Genomic DNA, 18,359 nt, shown 5'->3' with positions numbered 1-18,359 from the left:
AGAAATGGTTGACCTCCTCGGTGGGAAGGGAGCCGGCCTAGCTGAGATGACAAAGATAGGTCTGAATGTACCTCCAGGATTTACCATAACGACGAAGGCATGCATCGCCTTCTTGAAACATGGCGGTTTCCCCGAAGGCATGATGGATCAGGTCATGCAGGCACTGCACGATCTCGAAAATAAAGTAGGCAGGGTATTCGGCGACGAAAAGAATCCGCTGCTGGTTTCGGTAAGATCAGGGGCACCGGTCAGTATGCCTGGCATGATGGACACGGTACTGAACGTGGGCCTGAACGACAGCACTGTTGAAGGATTGGCATTCATGACCGATAACAGGCGCTTTGCCATGGATGCCTACAGGAGACTCATACAGATGTTTGGAGAGATAGTCTATGGGCTTCCGCATGAGGAGTTCAGGGAGAAGATAGAAGAAGTCAAGAGGATGAGGGGCTATGATGAGGATCGCTTTACTGTACAGGACCTTCAGGGCCTCATCGATCAGTACACCGTAATATACCGCAAGCATGGAAAGATCTTTCCTCAGGATCCAGAAACGCAGCTGGTTGAATCCATAAAATCGGTTTTCAACTCGTGGAACAGCAAGCGCGCTGTTGCCTACAGAAAGATGAATGGAATACCGGATGATATGGGCACGGCTGTGAGCATAGTCGCAATGGTCTTTGGGAACATGGGCGACGATTCAGCTACTGGTGTGGCCTTTACAAGAGATCCAAACACGGGAGAGAAGAAGGTATTTGCCGAGTACCTTACCAACGCCCAGGGCGAGGATGTCGTTGCAGGCATAAGGACGCCGAAGTACATCGATGACATGCAGAACGAGATGCCGCAGGTCTATGCGGATCTGATGAAGACGTGCGACATCCTGGAACACCACTACAGGGATATGCAGGATATAGAGTTCACAGTGGAGCGAGGAAAACTCTACCTGCTGCAGACAAGGACTGGGAAAAGGAGTGCAAAGGCAGCCATCAGGATCGCCATTGATATGGTGGATGAAGGGATCATATCGGAAGAGGAAGCCCTGATGCGGATTACGCCGGCGACGTTCGACAGGACTATGCATCCGCAGGTAAAGACCACGGGTAGGGAAATTCCGCTCGGAAAGGGGCTTGCAGCATCTCCAGGTGCAGCCTCTGGCATGATCGTATTCTCTTCCGAGCGTGCCCTTGAGATTGGGAAATCGAAGAAGATGATCCTCGTCAGACCTGAAACCACGGCCGACGATGTGCGTGGGATGGCTGTGTGTGAGGGATTCCTGACGCAGAAGGGCGGCATGACATCGCATGCTGCGGTTGTGGCCAGAGCAATGGGAAAGCCAGCCGTGGTGGGCGTGGAATCCATGTCGGTGAATGCCAATGAGAAGACGCTGACCATTGGCGGAAAGAAGCTCAGAGAAGGCGATGTGGTGACCATAGACGGCACATCTGGCTATTTCTACGAGGGCGAGTTGCCCGTAGAGAAACCCACAGTTGACGATTATTCGAAGAGGCTTCTGGAGATCGCTGATAAGTACAGGAGGCTGGGTGTGAGGGCAAATGCAAACACGCCGGAAGAGGCCAAGATCGCGCGCGAGAATGGTGCAGAGGGCATAGGCCTCGCAAGGACGGAGAGAATGTTCCTTGGCAACGACAGGATAGGGATTATGCGATCGATGATAATGAGCGAGACGCCTGAAGATCGAAAGAAATACCTTGATCAGTTGTTACCGATGCAGATACACGATTTCGTCGAATTCTTCCGCACCATGGAGGGTTATCCTGTTATAATAAGGCTTCTGGATCCACCACTTCACGAATTCCTTCCCAACAAGGAGGACATCATAAGGCAGATATACGACGTAAATAACGGAAAGGGAAAAATCGAGGATCTGCCATACCTTGAAAAGCTTCTCAAAACGGTCAGGGATCTGGAGGAGTTCAATCCCATGCTGGGCTTTAGAGGATGCCGTGTTGGACTTGTTTATCCAGAAATATACGATATGCAGGTCAGGGCTATAATCGAAGCAGCTGCAAAGGTCATAGAGGAAGGCCGTGAAATATATCCCGAGATAATGATACCTCTTGTCGGGCACCACAACGAACTCAGGAAGATCAGGGCAAGGCTCGAGGAGACCGCAAAGTCCGTGAGGAATCACGAGAAGGTCAAGTACAAGTTTGGGACAATGATAGAGATACCGAGGGCATGTGTTACTGCAGATAAGATAGCACAGTATGCCGACTTCTTCTCATTCGGAACGAACGATCTCACTCAGATGACGTTTGGATACAGCAGGGACGACGCTGAAGGCAAGTTCATGTTCTTCTACCTTGAAAACGGCATTCTGGAAAGTGATCCGTTCTCATCCGTTGACAGGGATGGAGTTGGCGAACTAATGAAGATGGCCGTAGAGAGGGGCAAGAGGGCAAAGCCTGATCTCGAGGTCGGAATCTGCGGCGAACAGGGCGGAGATCCCGATACGATAGAGTTCTGCGACGAGATCGGTCTGGATTATGTGTCTGCCTCGCCCCACAGGATACCGGTGGCTAGGCTGGCTGCAGCCAGATCCAGCATAGCTAGGAACAGGCCGGAGATGACACAGATCTCAAAATATTGAAAATAATTTTTCATTCATTCTATTTTGAGCTTGAAAAGTTTATCTGATGGGTCCTGAACCCTGGTCATCTTTGGCCCTTCGATCTTCATTATCTGTATCTCTATTAGCGGATCAACCGTGGCAGAGAACAGATGGCCTCCGACTATCATGTGGTTAGATCTTGCTCCTGATGCATGTATGTGGTACTTTGGATCGTTCTCCGCTATGGTGCCGTGAAGTGACACTATCTCAAGGCGCTCCCTGAACGTCTCTTTCTCGTAGTCCTGTCCGTTCCAGTATCCAACTTCAAAATCCTTGAGCATGCCGATTGCCCATACAACTGTTCCTGCTTTGACGCCGTGCTTGTTGCATACCTCTTCCAGGTCTTCAAAAAAGGATGTATTCTTATCGAAGCGGGCGACTATGAAGTTGCCCTCCATCTTAGAGTACATGAGATAAAGATCGTTTCATTGGTTATTAACATACGCAGGGTCATGCACGTGAAGAGATCACGGCATATCAACCTCTAAAAACCCATTGTTTTCACGCACTGGGTACACTTTTAGCGTGTCACTGGCTTCGTTGTATTCGCATTTTACCTCAGGCCTTATGACGGCATCCGCAGTCTTCTTGCCGGTTGTTACATCGTATCTTGCCCTGTGTGCAGGGCAGACGGCCTCCTTACCTTCAACTTTATCGAGAATTGCGCAGCCCATGTGGCCGCAGACGGCATCCATTGCATAGTACTTCCCTTCATACTTGGATAGAAGAACCGGCCTTCCCGAAACCCATGCGACGATGGCGTTCGTGTTTTCAAAAACCTTTGTCGAAATTGTTACCTTTCTGTAGACCATACTGAGTTATAACTTTATAAGTTAAATTTTTTGCCATAAACATTTTCATATATTTGAAAAAATTCAGGATCTGGCATCGCTTACTTTGGAAACGGATTCGGAAAATAGAGACAGAAACCTCCTCTCGTTGTCGTCGAGTTTCGATAGTATAAACATCATGTAGGGCGAGTTGACTTCCTGCTGCATCATGTCCTCGATCCTTCCGAACAGTATCTTCTCATCTGGGAAGGAAATGCGGGAGAGTACGCATATTTCTCTGATGATTCCGCTGTATTCCCTTCTTCTCTCCATCTCCAAGAGCGATGCAAGCGCATCGTGCAGAGGTATGTTTTCCTGATCTTCAAGATCTATGAGCACGGGTGTATGTAATCCGAGGTCAGCGTTCCTCTTTATCTTGTCTATGACACTGAGCGGGAAAAATTTCTCGGATATCCTGGGCAGGGAGACGGGAGGCGCAACCTTGTAAACCATGAGGCCTGCCTTTCCTATTGCGGCATTCAGTATGGACGCATTCTCGAAGATCCGAACGCCAATCCCCTGGTTCATGGCCTCGTACCTGAGTTCGTTGTGCGTGGTGGCCATCAATGGATCGCCTACAACGATAAGGCTTACATTTTTCGATGCAGCCTGTGGAAGTATCGATCCATTCTCTATCTCATCCCTTGTGAGCGGTAAGATGTCCCTGTCGATCATGGCGCTGATCTTTCTTATTAGCCCGGGCTGCCCTATGGACGTGTACATATCGGCGTACACGAAATCACTGGTGCGCAGCGCATCGAATTCATCAAATGTTATACTGCCAGTCCCTCGAAGTCCAACTCCTATGATGTTAAGCATTCTTCTATCCTCGCTATCTCGTTCAGCTTTGCAACACGTTCTCCGCCTATCACTCCAGTCTTGACGAACGTGGATCCGAAGGCCACTGAAAGGTGCGCGAGGAAATCATCGGTGGTTTCTCCAGATCTGTGGCTCACTATATTTTTCATTCCGGCAAATGTGGCAACGGCCACGGCTTCCCTGGCTGCGCTTAGAGTACCGATCTGGTTCACCTTTATGAGCACAGCGTTGGTGGATTTCTTCTCCACACCCTTTCTTATCCTGTCCGGATTTGTTGTATACAGATCGTCGCCCACGATGAGGCTCCTATCCCCTATTCTTGCCGTTATCTCCGCGAAGCCGTCGAAATCAGTATCGTACATGGGATCCTCGATATAGTAGACACCGAAGTCTTTCGATATCGATATGGCATAATCTATCTGTTCATCCCTGCTCTTCGTTGTGTGTTTGTACACGTATTTTCCATTCTCGTACAGGGAATCTGCTGCAAAGTCAACACCTGTGTATATCTTAACCTTCTTCTCGGACGAAATCTCCTTGACCGCCTCGTTCAGTATCTCGAAAGCCTCCTCATCGCTGAGGTTAACGCTCCATGTCCTCTCGTCGCCGACGCCTATGCTTATGTCTTTGAATTTGTCGGAAAGCATGTCGCCGATGCGCCTGTGCACTAGCACGTTTATGTACGCTGACTCAAGGAATGTGCTGCCCTGAGCGGATACGAGAAATTCCTGTATCGATGTGCCATTTCTTGCATGCTTTCCGCCGCCTATGACGTTGCCCATCGGCCTGGGTATGGTTGATCTGATTCCTCCGACGTATCTGTAAAGTGGTATTCCAAGGCTCTGTGCTGCTGCCTTGGCTACTGACATGGATAAGGCGGTTGCTAGATTTCCTCCGAGATTGGAGAAGTTGCCCGATCCGTCTATATCGGTGAGAAGCTTGTCGAAGCCGCTCTGATCCAGTGCGTTGAATCCTATAAGTGATCTCTTCACCTTAGATTCGAAGAACTGTATCGATGCGTCGATTCCGGATTTGGAAAAGGCTATAACTTCTGTTTCCCCTGTACTCGCTCCAGCTGGCGCAGAGGTCCTTCCAAAACCATTCGGAACCGTGACGTCGGCCTCCACGGTAAAATTTCCCCTTGAATCAAGGACCTTTCTTACTTTTATTTCTTCTATAGGTAGTTCCATGCGTACCTATTAAATATTTATAATAAAACTTGTCGATTTTTTACTCAATCATCTATTAATTGGTTTCAGATTCGTTTTGTATCTTGAGCTGAACGTGTTGTAATTGTGCTTGTAGTCCGTCCATAGCTTCTTGTAATCATCATCTATTTTCCCTATTACCTTTGCGGGTACACCGACCGCAACGGCCTCATCAGGTATTTCCTGCCTGTTTTTGACTACAGCCCCTTCACCTATGGCTGCCCATACACCCACAACGGCGAAGTCAGAAACGGTTGAACCCATGCCTATAACGGCCCAGTCCCTTATTCTGCCCGTGTGTATCACCGAAAGATGCCCGATGGTGACATGCTGCCCAATGGTTGTCTTCTCTCCAGGCCTGGCATGTATGACGCAGTTGTCCTCGATGGCAGAGTAATCACCCACCTCTATCTCGCCGTAATCACCGCGAAGCACTGCTCCCGGGCCTATCCAGACCTCTTTTCCGATCTTCACCTTGCCTATAACCGTAGCGCTTTCGCTCACATAGGCGCTCGGATCTATCTCCGGTATCCTGCCCTCAAACTCGTATATCATCCTTCGTTGAACGCTAATATCGATAAAATTGTTTTCCTGATCTGGGCCATAATTTGAGTTCCAACTGCCCTGATCAGGATCTCTTTGTGAACATGCGTCTGTAATTCTCGGTTTCTCTTTCCAGATCTTCCATATTGAGCGAAAAGTTTTCGATTCCATCATCTATAACGTGGTGTGCTATTATTGTGCCGTAGATCATGCCCTTTTCTATGCTCCTGCGGTTGTAGAGGGCCAGATAAAGGCCTGCTCGGAAGGAGTCCCCGGCACCAACCGTATCACCACTGGATGGGATGGCAGGAAAATCATATTTTTTCCCATCCATGAACAGTGAAGATCCTCTTTCTCCATTGGTTACGATCGTCGTAACCTTTGGAGAGCTCAGGCCAGTCATTTCTCTGAATACGCGGTACTCGTGATCGTTGAATATGGACATGTACGAAATTTCATGGAATTTCTTTAGTTCGTCTTTGGAATATTTGTGTATCTCCTGCGAAGGATCGAATATTATTTTCGATCTGATGCTCTTGGCCATATCCAGATAATTGGGTCCGGTGCTGAAATGAACATACTCGTATTCATCCGCTAACTGCGGTTTCCATTTTTCCATTGCCCCTTGATGCATAAAGGAGACCTGCTTCTTTCCGTCAGTGGCAATATAGCATATCGGGCCGCTCTCATCTTCGAACTTCTCCACGTGGCCCGTATTTATGCCCATGCTCTCGATCATGGCCAGGTATTCCCTGTGCGTCTTCATTCCCACAGCCGAGTACAAGTCGAATGGAATCCGGAACTTCTGTGCAACAATGGCAAAGTTTCCAGCGGTACCGCCGAAGCGTGGCCTGAGATCCTTAACATTAACAGATCCTTCACGCGGAATTGAATCTACCGATATGAGAACGTCTATGTTGAGATGTCCAAAGTAGGCGAGAAACCTCATCCCACAATCATTGTGAGAACCTTTACAAATTTTTTCCTATGATCGATCAGCGAAAGGATCAGGTATCGGGATCATGGTTTTTTGACTGCCTATGCTATCCGGCATACGGTGAAAGGCCGGGCCAATCGGTAAAAGCATATATAAGCTTGTCTATTAAGGTAAAGAATGCAGTCCTTAAGATTTAGACAGATTGATCCTGGAATGACGCTGAGAGAGATCGATTCTGAGATATTGAAGTACTGGAAGGATAAAAATATCCTTGAAAAGATACTGTCAAAGGGTGGCAGCAAGAAATTCGTTTTTCTGGAAGGCCCCCCAACCGCCAATGGAAGGCCGCATATAGGCCATGCGATGACGAGGACGATAAAGGATATAGTGCTGCGTTACAACACGATGACGGACCACAAGATCTACAGGAGGGTTGGCGGATGGGATTGTCATGGGCTGCCGGTTGAGCTTGAAGCTGAAAAGCACTTTGGCTTTCACACAAAATCCGAGATCGTAAATTTCGGTGTGGAGAAGTTCAATCAATACTGCAGGGAAAGCATATTCAGATACATAGACGAATGGAAGCAGGTCGATGATCTCATAGGCTTTTCCATAGATCACAACGGGGATTACATAACGCTGAGGAACGATTACATGGAGAGCGAGTGGTTCGCCCTGAAGACCATGTACAACAGCGGCCTGCTCTACAAGGACTACACGGTTGTCCCATACTGCCCAAGATGCGAAACAAGCCTGAGCTCGCATGAGGTTGCCCAGGGTTACAAGGACGTAAAAGATCCATCCGTCTATGTGCGTTTCAAATCTGCGGATGAGGAGAACACCTACTTTGTTGCGTGGACCACCACGCCATGGACTCTCCCTTCCAATGAATTCCTGGTGGTAAATCCCGATATGGAATACTCGCTGGTTGAGGCGCAGGGTTCCAGGTATTATGTTGCAAGTTCAAGGGCAGGATACATATTCAAGGAATACCGGGAAATACGAAGGATGCATGGCAGGGATCTCGTTGGAAAGAGATACCTGCAGCTGATGCCATTCCTCGATCCGCCATCCGGATCCCTGAAGGTGGTTGCCGGCTCCTTCGTTACATCCGAAGATGGTTCAGGCATAGTGCATGCAGCACCTGCCTTCGGTGCCGACGATTATCAGATCGGAAAGGAGGAGGGCGTAGAAATACTCAATCCAGTAGATAAAAATGGAAGATTCGCCGATCCGAGGATACCGTGGAACGGTAAATTCGTAAGGGACGCCAATGAGGATATAATCGTGTATTTGAAGAAGAACCAGATGCTGCTGAAGAGTGAAAAGTACGAGCACAGCTATCCATTCTGCTACAGATGCGATACGCCTCTCCTCTACTACCCCTTGGATGCATGGTTCATAGCCGTTTCAAGGATAAGGGACAAGCTCGTAGAGTACAACGAGAGGATAAACTGGAAGCCGGATTATCTGAAACATGGAAGGTTCGGCAACTTCCTCGGCGAGGCCAAGGACTGGAACCTCAGCAGGGACAGGTTCTGGGGAACACCGCTGCCAGCATGGAGATGCAAGAATGGCCATCTAGTATTCGTCGGGAGCAGGAAGGAGATAGAGGATCTAGGTGGCAAAGTGCCAGAGGACCTTCATAGGCCGTATATAGACGAGGTCAGGTTCAAATGCCCCACCTGCGGCGAGGAGATGTCAAGGGAACCATACGTTATAGATACTTGGTTCGACTCTGGAAGCGCAACCTATGCGGCTTCTCACTATCCCTTCGAGAAGAATTTTGATCCGGAAACGGATGTCCCAGTTTCCTTCATAACAGAGGCCATAGACCAGACCAGGGGATGGTTCTACGTTCTGCACGTTATAGCTACAATAATGTTTAACAAGAATGCCTATGAGAGCGCACTGTCAATAAACTTCATACTGGATGCGCAGGGCAGGAAGATGAGCAAGAGCAAGGGAAATTCGGTTTACGCACTCGATTTTCTCAACGAAGTTCCACCAGATTCCCTTCGCCTTTTCTTCCTATACGGTGCCCCATGGAAATCTAAGAACCTGGATAAGAAAGTCATAGATGAGGTGTCGAGGAAGACGCTGATGACAGTTCTCAACGTATATTCGTTCTTTGCCTACAATGCCAACATCGATAATTTCCAGTGGAATGGCCTGCAGCTTTCAGGGAATGCGCTGGATCGCTACATGGTATCTAAAGTCAACAGCTTTGTAAGATCTTCGAGGGATGCCTACGAATCGCTTGATTTCCACGAGGTTGTCAGGGCATCAATGGAGTTCGTGGATGATCTTTCCAATTTCTACCTGCGCCTCTCCAGAAGGCGTTTCTGGGCTGAAGGCTTCGATGATGATAAGTTGAGCGCCTATTCCACGCTGTACTATGCATTGAAGGCCTTTTCAGAAGTTATGGCTCCCATAACGCCATTTTTCTCGGACTTCATCTATCTGAATCTCGGTGGCGATAAGGAGAGCGTTCATTTGGAGGCGTTCCCTGAATTCGATTCCACACTGATGGACGAGAAGCTAGAAAGTGAGATGGATCGTGCATATTCGGTCATCGAAACTGTGCGCAGACTCAGGCAGGAGAACTCCATAAAGGGCAGGCAGCCTCTCAGGGAGATACTCATAGCCGGAGATATGGAGGAATCGATAATCGATGTTGTAAAATCAGAATTAAACGCTAAGGATATCAAACTTATAGAAAGGGATCAGGAACCGATAAGACTATCGGCAGACCTCAGGATGGACAGGGCAGCGCCGGTGCTGAGATCCAGGGTCAATGCGGTTCGGCATAAGATAAGATCCATGGACGGCCTTGAAGTGCAGAGACAGATATCAGAGAAGGGCTTCGTGGAGATCGATGGAGTTCGGCTAGATCCGGACATGGTTGAGATAAGCAGGGTGCCGGATCCGAATTACGCCTATTCGCAAACTGAAAAATATGGCATAGATGTTTTCATAAACAAGAACATAGATCGTGACGGCTATCTAGAGGGCCTGGCAAGGGAGCTCGTCAGGAGGATACAGGTCATGAGGAAGGAGATGAACCTGAACTATACGGACAGGATAATCACGCATCTCGATCTGTCTGATGACTTCCTTGAAGCACTCAATAAGCACGCAGAATACATTAAAAATGAAACGCAGAGCGACAGCATAATCACGGACAAAGTGGAAGGCATGAAGCTCTGGGAGATAAACGGCGAGCCCGTGAGGATAAAGATAGATCTTGCCAGATGAGGATGGATCAGGGGTCAAAATAGACCTCCTCTTTTTTGATACCGCTGTTCGTTATACTGTATATGTTGCAGCCTTCGTCTGTGCCTTCAAAGATCCTCTTCGCTATACCGTTGAACAAGCCAACCTCAACCACACCAGGTATTGACTTGAGAGATCTTTCAAGATTGATGGGATCGTCGATCATTCCCATGTGCATGTCTGCAATGTAATTTCCATTGTCCGTAACGAAAGGTTCGCCTTTCTCGTTCATCCTCAGATCTGTCTGTGTGCATATCCCTCTGAGATTCTCAAGGGTTCTCATATGCATAAAGGGCACTATTTCAACGGGCAGCGGAAAGCTTCCAAAGTGAGCAGCTTCTATCTTCCTGCTGTCCACGATAACGTACATTTCCTTGCTGTTGTAGGCAACTATCTTTTCCCGAAGAAGTGCACCGCCTCCGCCCTTGATGAGCGTTCCGTACATGCCTACCTGATCCGCGCCATCTATGGTTAGATCTATCTGATCCTTCGTGCCCTGAATGACCTCGATGCCGTTCTGTTTCGCAAGATCCTCGGTCCTTCTGGAGGTGCATACTGCACGTATTTTCAGTCCCTCTTCCCTGACACGCCTTCCTATTTCATTTATCAGATAGTACGAGGTGGTGCCAGTTCCAAGCCCAACGATCATGCCGCTGCGGACATATTCAGCAGCCTTGATTGCGGCATTCATCTTCTGCTTTTCATAATCAGCCATAAAAAAGGAATGTTTAATTTATAAAAAAATTGTTGTCTAATTGGTTGACGGTGAAGTTTCTGCGATCATATTCTCCGTTATGCCCTTCCTCTTCAGGTATATGTTGAGGGCGATGGTCACAACTATCATGAAGACCACCGCAGAGATTATGGCTATGTTGGTTGGGTATGATGGTGGGAAGAAGCTGTAGTATATACCTATGAGAAGGAGCACAATGGATATGCCAGGAAGTATTGCATGCTTGGCTATGCTGAATTCCCTAAACTTCCTGAACGCTATTGGTAGCGATATATCTGTCATTATGTGGCCAATGAACAGTGCAACGGCTGATGCCGTCACCAGATAAAGGAAGCCCATGAACGGCCCCATTATAAGCCCTGCTATCAGCGATACGGCCATACCTGAAACAGCTATGAATATCAATGCAATATGCGGAGTCTTTCTCTTTCCGTGTACCCTGCTGAATATTTTCGGTGCGATGCCATCCCTGGCCATTGCATACAGCATCCTGCCGGCGCTGTTCAGTGGTGCGAGCGAGCCTGTGTATAAGCTATTCACTGCAAAGATCATCATGGCTATCGCCATGGGCATGCCGAGGTATTTCAGCGCTACGATTATGCCGGGAACGCCGTTGCCATAGGCGAGGCTTGTACCACTTTCTGCAAAGGTCGACATGTTGTTTATGCCCCAGCCGATCGTCAGTGCATAGGATGTCAGCACGAATACAACGCCGGTTATGAGGAAGCTTATTAGCAGCGCATTCCTTATGTTCTTCTTCGGCTGCTTGGCCTCTTCACCCAGAGAAACTACGGCTGAAGATCCGGACATCGAGAATATTGCAAGTATCATGCCAACGAAGACAGGGCCGAATCCGCCCGCAGGCTTTGGCGTGAATGGCGCAAGTGTGTTTGCAGGGCCCTTGATTATGATTATGGCGATGGATAGTATGACAAGAAGCATGATCTGTATTATCGAGGACGCAAAGCTGTATTTGGTTGATCCTTCAATACCAAGGTACGCTGGCAAAAGTATGATCAGGCCGAACACTATGAGCGTCGGTATCCAGATATACGCATTTAGCGTTATGCCGAAAAATATACTGAAAAGACCAGGTATGAATACGCCGGTAATGAAGAGAATTGCGTTAGTATATGTCATATAATAAGAGAAGAATAGTATATATCCAGAAACGGACCCATAGTATGGGCCAGCTCCTTCAGTATTGTAAGTGTAGAATCCACCGGCTGATGCTATCTTCCTGGAATACTGATATGGTGTATTTATCCAGAATAGTACGGCAAATATTGCTATAAGATAGGCAAGTGGAAGAGATCCGAGCGCAATAGATGCCGATCCGGTCATTGTTGCCGCAACAGCACCCAGTGGCGATATCATTGCTATTGCCTGTCCGAGAAGAGGCATAAAACCCACAGAATTAGCCTTCAGCTTAGAATCAGAATTGCCTGACATTAATCTAATATCAATCTGCTAAATATAAAGATTTCATGCGGAAGCTGAATTATATGGGTTCAGCTTGCAATTAATTATGACGAAGCAGGAAAATATTTAGTCTGCTTTATAGGTTAATTTCAAAATGATAACAAAAATTACAAAAGAACTAACAAAAATCTCCGATCCTTAGCGAGGAGAGTATGTCAGAATTCTATGGTTTTAATTTTCCAGATCATACAGAGTATGTTGAACAGCAGGAACGAGCGTATTTCGGATTTGATGGTTCATACGCTCATATTTTTCAAAAATTTCAGGGTGGAACGACGATAACCGGCACATTGGATATTGCAATTATACCGGCACTGACTGAACCAAGCAGATATTTGGATAGGCCTCTGAGCTTTCTCGTGCCCGTTATGATCATGTTGCATTCTAGCTCCTTGGCCGTATCCGCTATTACCTTTGAAACATCAACACCGTCTGAGTTCTTTTTAATGATTTCAAATGGTATGTTTGAAGACGCGAGGATACTTCTGGCCCTGGCCAGAATGGCTTCATCTTCGCTATCCCTGCGCTCTAGGGCTGTGTCAGGAATGTATGTAAGCCGACCGCTTTCAGAGATGATATCTCTGGAAACGTAAAGAACAATCATCCTCTCACAGTCCTTGCTAAAATTTATGGCAAAGCCGAGAGCCTTCTGCGCCCCATCGGATCCATCAAAGGCCACAAGTATCTTCATAGCATAACATACTACACGAGGATTTAAATCTGAGTCTGCTCGGTATATACGTACATTTTCAGCGAAGGAAATATACGACGCCGGAGTATAGAAGATAAATAGCAAATGAAAACAGCACTGCGAATGAGAAGATCTTGACGTATCTCTCAAACCTGCGGGCATACTTGTTCATAACAAATGGGAAAGATAGGATCCATATGATTATCCCAGTGAACAGGCCTGCTATGGAGGCGATATGAAAATATCTGATGAAGAACAGGCCAACAGTCATCCACCAGAGTATTTGGAAGGGATTCGTTATGCCCATGGTTAAACCGACAAGATAGTTGCCTTTTCTTGTCCTGCGAGAAATCTTTGATTTGAGCACGGAGTATGATATATAGAGGAGGAGCACTGCACCTGCGAGATAAAGCGCATGCAACGCTAAAACCGGTATGAATGCACCGAACCTAAATACTATGACGAAGAATACAAGATCCGCCGTCATGGCGCCGGCGCCTACGCTGACGCCGTGCGCTTTGGACTTCATGCTTTCGGTTGAAATAACCGAATTCACAGGGCCGGGCGGTGCGGTTAACGATAGGCCGATCAATATTCCAATTAAATAGGTCAGCAATATCAATGGAAATACCTAATGAAAAGCAGGAATAAATATTCATTATGTTATGATGTCGGATTGTTCGATCTGAATTCCGGATGATTTGCTTACCTGGTTTGTCGGAGCGAAGAAAGGGGATTCAATCGTGGAAACAGTTATCAATAGTTATTTGTTGAATATCCGTGAAGCAGAAGGATGACGCTGTAGCAGAGATAATAGGTACAGTGCTCATATTCGTAATAGTTGTTACTCTGCTGACGGCCTATGCATCCTGGTATGTTCCACTGCAGGAGCAGAGATCCCAGCAGGATTTCTACCAAAACTCAATTTCAGCCGAAAGCGAGCTCTCGGCAAAATTAATGCAGGGATACAACTTTGTTCAGAGCTTTCCTGCTGGGATTTCCGGTGGCTTCGGTAATACGTTCGATACATACCTTTCCTTCGTCAATATTAGTTACGGTGCGTTAAGCATGAAATTCATGATTATCTACAGCACTGCGGGAAAGAACATGTCAGAGAATTACACGATAGACTACACGCAGGCCGGACTTATCTCCGCATATCCTTCATCCAGCTTTCTATCACAGATCGCGATAAACGACTACGGCAGCTTCTTGACCGACGGTTCTGTATTTTATGGGCCACTTTATATTCACATTTCAAACACATCTTTTTCAGCGTCACTGGCGCGCATGAACGGTGAAAATTTTTCAGAATCTTCATCCTCTTCTCTCTACGTCTCTGGTACAGTACTGACAAAAACGTCAAGCATCTTTGCGGTGAATGGGGCCACGAATATCAATGGAACAGCCGCAACCGTCAGATCTATTAAACTTCTCGATTTGAACTACACCATAAATGGTCCTTTCGCGGATTCGCTCGAAAAATACATCATGGTTGAATCGGGTATGGGTCCAATATCTGGGAACATCTCGGTTGGAAGTTACAGATTCAGTCTTGTCTCGAATAGGATGGTAATTTCGCTGACAAGCCCCCTCGATCTTGACGCCATGGATCTATTGTATTTATCCTATTATGTGTCGCTTTAAAGTTTATCATTCGGTTAGAGCGCATGCAGTTTCGCCTAGAATGTATGAAGAAAGATCTAAATTTGCCACAATATGTCTGAATAATGAAGTTCGTTTCTCTCATGAGAATGGCCATATGGTCCAACGATAACAATGCTTAGCTGGCAATGAACCAAGGGTTAATATTTTTCGCAGTTATCTTTTTATCCGTGAGAACGATAACGATATTACGATAAGATTACTCGAGATCGTTACATTGGTATTTGGTTTGATTTCTTCGTTCTATTACATAGTCAATAGTTATAATTCTATGAAATATAGAAGAAAACACAACGATAAAAGTGGGGATGACTTCACAGCTAAGGACGTGACCATAGTCATGCCCGTTTATAAGGAAGATCCGATCGTTTTCGAAGAATCGGTTGCCTCAGCTTCACAGCAGGGATCGCAGGTCTATGTATTGGGAGATGACTGTGATGAGCCCTACAAATCCATAGCTGAGAAACACGGATGCGCCTTCATCAGGGTTAGTCCACACAGGGGAAAGAGGGGGATACTTTCATATTCAATGAAAATAGTCAAGACACCGCTCGTCATGTTTCTGGATAGCGACACAGTCCTGGATCACGGCGCAGTTGAGGATATGATCAAATATCTAGAAGAGGATGTTGGAGGGGTTGGCACAAACATAAGCATCTTCAGGAACGGCCATCCAGTCTCTTATACATCCGAGTTTGTGGAACGCGTCAGAGAGGTCATATTCAAGTCAATGTCCAGAAAGAGCTCTGTTATGGTCTTAGATGGCCGCTGCGCACTTTACAGGACAAATCTCGTCATGCCCTTTCTGACCTCCAGAGAATTCCAGGATAACACCGTTATGGGAAAGAAGAGCGTCCTTGGGGACGACAGGCAGCTGACCTCGTACATAATAAGGTCTGGATACAGGGCTGTGAAGGATTATGATGTCTATGCCAGAACGTACCAGTACAGCAGTTTTAAGAAATTCTTCAAGCAGCAGATCAGATGGGGAAGAGTCGGCTGGACATACTTTTTTAAGGATATTGCAAGCGGATCCGCCAGAAAAGCCGGTCCATTATATACATTCAATTTGATATACATGTACCTGCTTCCCATATTCACTGCGGTAATAGGGATAATGACGCTCATTTACGTTCTTCCACACATACACATTCTATTCTACGGTGTGATACCCTCTATGAGGGCCGATCCATATTTAATACACAGGATTGTACGTGATCATAGGGTGCCTTTGCTATTCGTTGCGAGATCCTTCGTAGATTTTCTGACGAGCGCATCAGCGGTCATATTCGGAGTGTCCATCTCGACAACCATGAAGGGTGAGAAGGCCAAAGTTTTCGCATACGGTTCAATCGGCCTACTCATGATGTTCGTGTCCACTATATACGCATTATTCACGTTCTACAAGCAGGACAGGTGGCTTACACGCTGATAAACAGCTTAAATTCAGATCGTGCCATTCACCTTTGCTGAGGTTTTCAAGGATGGATCTATCGTTATATTGCGGGGCGTTCTGCTTGGATTCTGATGCGCCAAATAGATTTTCCAATATTAAGGCATACTGAAAACGATTAGAAAGGTGTTAAAATAGCCAGTTGGATATTTCATTTTGTGGGTATTTGCAATGGCCAAAAGCCCGTCAGCAAACAACAGGTATTTCATCGATCATCAACAGTAACCATTATGGCCATGGCTATATCAGTTGGAATTTCTATGGATCTTCCATCAACCAGCACTCTAACAGTATCCTTTACCGATTCTATTTTTATATCTTTACCGGGGATAAGGCCATTTAACGCAAGAAAATGCAAAATGTCATCCGTTTCATAGACTATCCTGCTTATCCTGGCGGTTGAATCTGGTAGAAGTGACGTTATCCTCACATCAGCCACCGGCTCGACATTTCCCTCCGGATCCGGTATCGGATTTCCGTGTGGGCAGCGGTCAACGCCAAATCTCTCTATTGTTCTCTGAATGATCTCCTCCGTCATCCCGTGCTCGATGCCCATGGCCTCTTCGTCAACACGTTCCCATGGTATGCCTATGCACCTTGAAAGGAGAATTTCGGCCGTTCTGTGTTTTCTCAGAAATCTGTTTGCTTCCCTGTCTCCACTTGGCGTCAGCCTGTATTTTCCTCTTTCAATCTTCTCCGCCATGCTCAAAGATATCAGATGATTTATTTCATCCCTCACACTTTGCCTTTTCACATTCAGGCTTCTTGATATATCGGCAAGAGTTGCATAACCTTTGTATAAAACCAGTTCCTGTATTATCTTTAGGTAGTCCTCTTCAGTTACCGATCTGATCCTGTTCTCGTTCAATATACTGCCTCCATGAGATCGTAGGGTGCGATCGGAGCCTCCAATGCCCTTCCATTGAAGTCTTGAAATTCCTCCCTGATCCTGGCTTTGAGTTCCTGTATCTGCTTTTCCTTTTCCTCAGCGCCGAGTATGCCAAGATCCTTTGTCATAGAGTAATATTCCGTATCCTCGTACTCGTACATGGGCGAAATGTATATGATATCCCCCTTCCCAAGATCCATCTGTGAGATAACTGAAGCAGTATTCTCGACATGCCCTTTGTAGTATTTCTTTCCCCCTGCACCTGCCATCAGAATTATACCTACGTTGATTCCGGATCCTTTGATCTTGTTCACCAGGTTTATCGCCTCGGAGACATTCATGAGTTTGTTGAATATCCTGAGAACGTTTGGATCTCCGGATTCAAGGCCGATGTAGACCCTCTTTAGCCCGTGATCGTGCATCTCCTGGAACTGCATCTCACTCTTTCGCTTCTGCGTGGTGATCGCATCTACAAAGGAGAATATGGGAAGATTAAATTCTTCCATGACCATATCAAGCATCTGCAGAAGGAGTTTCTGATCTATGTTTACGGCGTTTGCGTCTCCAATAAAGACGCTTTTCCTTGCAGAAAGGCCTTTTCCAAAGAAGTCCTTGATCTTATGAAGATGGATCGCAAAATCTTCAAGAGTTCTTACTCCATAGGTTCTGTCCTTGTAAAGCCGGCAGAATGTGCATCTGTTCCATGAACAGCCGCTCTCTGCTTGCACATACACCGGAAAATATTGATCTGGGGGGACTATAGGAACCTCACCGCCATAGATATCCCTGATCTTCGCTGCATCCATGGACAGTTTATCATAGTTCATGCCAAGGGCCTCGGACACAGAATCCTTCAGATCCTGTGGTAGATCATCGTATGTTGACCGGAGAAACGAGTAAGCTGCCTCAGCGATTTCACGGCTCTCATCCTCTGATAGCTGTTCCACTATCCTCCTGCTGGCGATATGCTTTATCCTGAGAAATTTGTTCTCCAGCGACCTTCTGTATGTGGCATTGCCGTCCGTGTAGAAGATGAACCTCCCGGAAAGATCAAGCGTGAAGACTATCCTGTTATCCTTCTCAATGCTCACTATGCCCTGATCAACTTTACCCTTGACGTCCATTGGTTACACCTTATGCTCACATTGTGATTAATTTTGTGATATCAGCCATAGCTTTTCATCCCCCTTCCTTTACT

Annotated in this window: 16 protein-coding genes; 4 read left to right on the top strand and 12 right to left on the bottom strand. The window is 46.7% G+C overall.

Annotation, left to right across the window (positions count from 1 at the left end; all coding sequences use genetic code 11):
- The first annotated feature begins 4 nt into the window (after window positions 1-4).
- On the top strand, window positions 5-2,614 hold the full coding sequence (gene ppdK, locus TA_RS04570) for a pyruvate, phosphate dikinase (protein ID WP_052295740.1): 2,610 nt from the start codon (window positions 5-7) through the stop codon (window positions 2,612-2,614).
- 14 nt (window positions 2,615-2,628) lie between these two features.
- On the opposite strand, the gene TA_RS04565 is transcribed toward ppdK, so the two are convergent.
- The 6 genes from TA_RS04565 to TA_RS04540 form a co-directional block, all read right to left on the bottom strand.
- On the bottom strand, window positions 2,629-3,045 hold the full coding sequence (locus TA_RS04565; RefSeq protein WP_010901295.1) for a PPC domain-containing DNA-binding protein: 417 nt from the start codon (window positions 3,043-3,045) through the stop codon (window positions 2,629-2,631).
- A 57-nt stretch (window positions 3,046-3,102) separates the two neighbouring features.
- Window positions 3,103-3,447, bottom strand: a complete 345-nt coding sequence (locus tag TA_RS04560) for a Rieske (2Fe-2S) protein (protein WP_010901294.1) — start codon at window positions 3,445-3,447, stop codon at window positions 3,103-3,105.
- A gap of 63 nt (window positions 3,448-3,510) precedes the next feature.
- A complete protein-coding gene (gene dph5 / locus TA_RS04555; RefSeq protein ID WP_010901293.1) occupies window positions 3,511-4,284 on the bottom strand; it encodes a diphthine synthase in 774 nt (257 codons plus the stop codon).
- Window positions 4,269-5,474, bottom strand: a complete 1,206-nt coding sequence (eno, locus tag TA_RS04550; protein WP_010901292.1) for a phosphopyruvate hydratase — start codon at window positions 5,472-5,474, stop codon at window positions 4,269-4,271. Before eno ends, dph5 begins: the two co-directional genes overlap by 16 nt.
- Window positions 5,475-5,522: 48 nt before the next feature.
- Complete coding sequence (locus TA_RS04545) at window positions 5,523-6,047, bottom strand: gamma carbonic anhydrase family protein (RefSeq protein ID WP_010901291.1); 525 nt, start codon at window positions 6,045-6,047, stop codon at window positions 5,523-5,525.
- A gap of 73 nt (window positions 6,048-6,120) precedes the next feature.
- A complete protein-coding gene (locus tag TA_RS04540) occupies window positions 6,121-6,984 on the bottom strand; it encodes a nucleoside kinase (RefSeq protein ID WP_010901290.1) in 864 nt (287 codons plus the stop codon).
- Window positions 6,985-7,149: 165 nt separating this feature from the next.
- Here TA_RS04540 and ileS point away from each other — a divergent pair, with 165 nt between their 5' ends.
- Entirely contained in the window at window positions 7,150-10,230 is a 3,081-nt protein-coding gene (gene ileS / locus TA_RS04535) for an isoleucine--tRNA ligase (protein WP_048161849.1), read from the top strand.
- Between the two features lie 7 nt (window positions 10,231-10,237).
- On the opposite strand, the gene rpiA is transcribed toward ileS, so the two are convergent.
- From rpiA to TA_RS04515, 4 genes are all read right to left on the bottom strand, one after another.
- Window positions 10,238-10,963, bottom strand: a complete 726-nt coding sequence (rpiA, locus tag TA_RS04530) for a ribose 5-phosphate isomerase A (protein ID WP_010901288.1) — start codon at window positions 10,961-10,963, stop codon at window positions 10,238-10,240.
- A 36-nt stretch (window positions 10,964-10,999) separates the two neighbouring features.
- Window positions 11,000-12,433, bottom strand: a complete 1,434-nt coding sequence (locus TA_RS04525) for an APC family permease (protein ID WP_010901287.1) — start codon at window positions 12,431-12,433, stop codon at window positions 11,000-11,002.
- A gap of 292 nt (window positions 12,434-12,725) precedes the next feature.
- The gene (locus TA_RS04520) at window positions 12,726-13,154 is read right to left on the bottom strand and encodes a universal stress protein (protein ID WP_010901286.1); all 429 of its coding nucleotides are present in this window, start codon (window positions 13,152-13,154) and stop codon (window positions 12,726-12,728) included.
- A 58-nt stretch (window positions 13,155-13,212) separates the two neighbouring features.
- The gene (locus TA_RS04515) at window positions 13,213-13,773 is read right to left on the bottom strand and encodes a LysE family transporter (RefSeq protein ID WP_048162336.1); all 561 of its coding nucleotides are present in this window, start codon (window positions 13,771-13,773) and stop codon (window positions 13,213-13,215) included.
- A gap of 161 nt (window positions 13,774-13,934) precedes the next feature.
- Between TA_RS04515 and TA_RS04510 the strand changes: the two genes are divergently transcribed.
- Together TA_RS04510 and TA_RS04505 are read left to right on the top strand one after the other, a co-directional pair.
- On the top strand, window positions 13,935-14,801 hold the full coding sequence (locus TA_RS04510; RefSeq protein WP_048161845.1) for a hypothetical protein: 867 nt from the start codon (window positions 13,935-13,937) through the stop codon (window positions 14,799-14,801).
- Window positions 14,802-15,090: 289 nt separating this feature from the next.
- Entirely contained in the window at window positions 15,091-16,251 is a 1,161-nt protein-coding gene (locus tag TA_RS04505; RefSeq protein WP_083808317.1) for a glycosyltransferase family 2 protein, read from the top strand.
- A 226-nt stretch (window positions 16,252-16,477) separates the two neighbouring features.
- Here TA_RS04505 and TA_RS04500 read toward each other — a convergent pair whose 3' ends face one another.
- Together TA_RS04500 and TA_RS04495 are read right to left on the bottom strand one after the other, a co-directional pair.
- Window positions 16,478-17,140: a metal-dependent transcriptional regulator gene (locus TA_RS04500; protein WP_010901282.1), complete on the bottom strand. Its 663-nt coding sequence runs from the start codon at window positions 17,138-17,140 to the stop codon at window positions 16,478-16,480.
- Window positions 17,137-18,285, bottom strand: coding sequence for a radical SAM protein (locus TA_RS04495; protein WP_048161843.1), 1,149 nt, complete (start codon window positions 18,283-18,285; stop codon window positions 17,137-17,139). The genes TA_RS04500 and TA_RS04495 overlap by 4 nt, the downstream gene beginning before the upstream one ends.
- Between the last annotated feature and the right edge of the window lie 74 nt (window positions 18,286-18,359).

The sequence above is a fragment of the Thermoplasma acidophilum DSM 1728 genome (genome assembly GCF_000195915.1).
In the GTDB taxonomy this organism is placed as follows: Archaea; Thermoplasmatota; Thermoplasmata; order Thermoplasmatales; family Thermoplasmataceae; genus Thermoplasma; species Thermoplasma acidophilum.
Note: the sequence above shows the minus strand (reverse complement) of the source record. Positions and strands in the feature narration are given on the sequence as shown.

Excerpts from the sequence above, each read along its gene's own strand:
- TA_RS04520 (WP_010901286.1), bottom strand. The coding sequence starts at position 13,154 with ATGAAGATACTTGTGGCCTTTGATGGATCCGATGGGGCGCAGAAGGCT.
- rpiA (WP_010901288.1), bottom strand. The coding sequence starts at position 10,963 with ATGGCTGATTATGAAAAGCAGAAGATGAATGCCGCAATCAAGGCTGCT.
- TA_RS04565 (WP_010901295.1), bottom strand. The coding sequence starts at position 3,045 with ATGTACTCTAAGATGGAGGGCAACTTCATAGTCGCCCGCTTCGATAAG.
- TA_RS04505 (WP_083808317.1), top strand. The coding sequence starts at position 15,091 with ATGAAATATAGAAGAAAACACAACGATAAAAGTGGGGATGACTTCACA.
- TA_RS04525 (WP_010901287.1), bottom strand. The coding sequence starts at position 12,433 with ATGTCAGGCAATTCTGATTCTAAGCTGAAGGCTAATTCTGTGGGTTTT.
- ppdK (WP_052295740.1), top strand. The coding sequence starts at position 5 with ATGGTTGACCTCCTCGGTGGGAAGGGAGCCGGCCTAGCTGAGATGACA.
- eno (WP_010901292.1), bottom strand. The coding sequence starts at position 5,474 with ATGGAACTACCTATAGAAGAAATAAAAGTAAGAAAGGTCCTTGATTCA.
- TA_RS04495 (WP_048161843.1), bottom strand. The coding sequence starts at position 18,285 with ATGGACGTCAAGGGTAAAGTTGATCAGGGCATAGTGAGCATTGAGAAG.
- dph5 (WP_010901293.1), bottom strand. The coding sequence starts at position 4,284 with ATGCTTAACATCATAGGAGTTGGACTTCGAGGGACTGGCAGTATAACA.
- ileS (WP_048161849.1), top strand. The coding sequence starts at position 7,150 with ATGCAGTCCTTAAGATTTAGACAGATTGATCCTGGAATGACGCTGAGA.
- TA_RS04540 (WP_010901290.1), bottom strand. The coding sequence starts at position 6,984 with ATGAGGTTTCTCGCCTACTTTGGACATCTCAACATAGACGTTCTCATA.
- TA_RS04560 (WP_010901294.1), bottom strand. The coding sequence starts at position 3,447 with ATGGTCTACAGAAAGGTAACAATTTCGACAAAGGTTTTTGAAAACACG.
- TA_RS04545 (WP_010901291.1), bottom strand. The coding sequence starts at position 6,047 with ATGATATACGAGTTTGAGGGCAGGATACCGGAGATAGATCCGAGCGCC.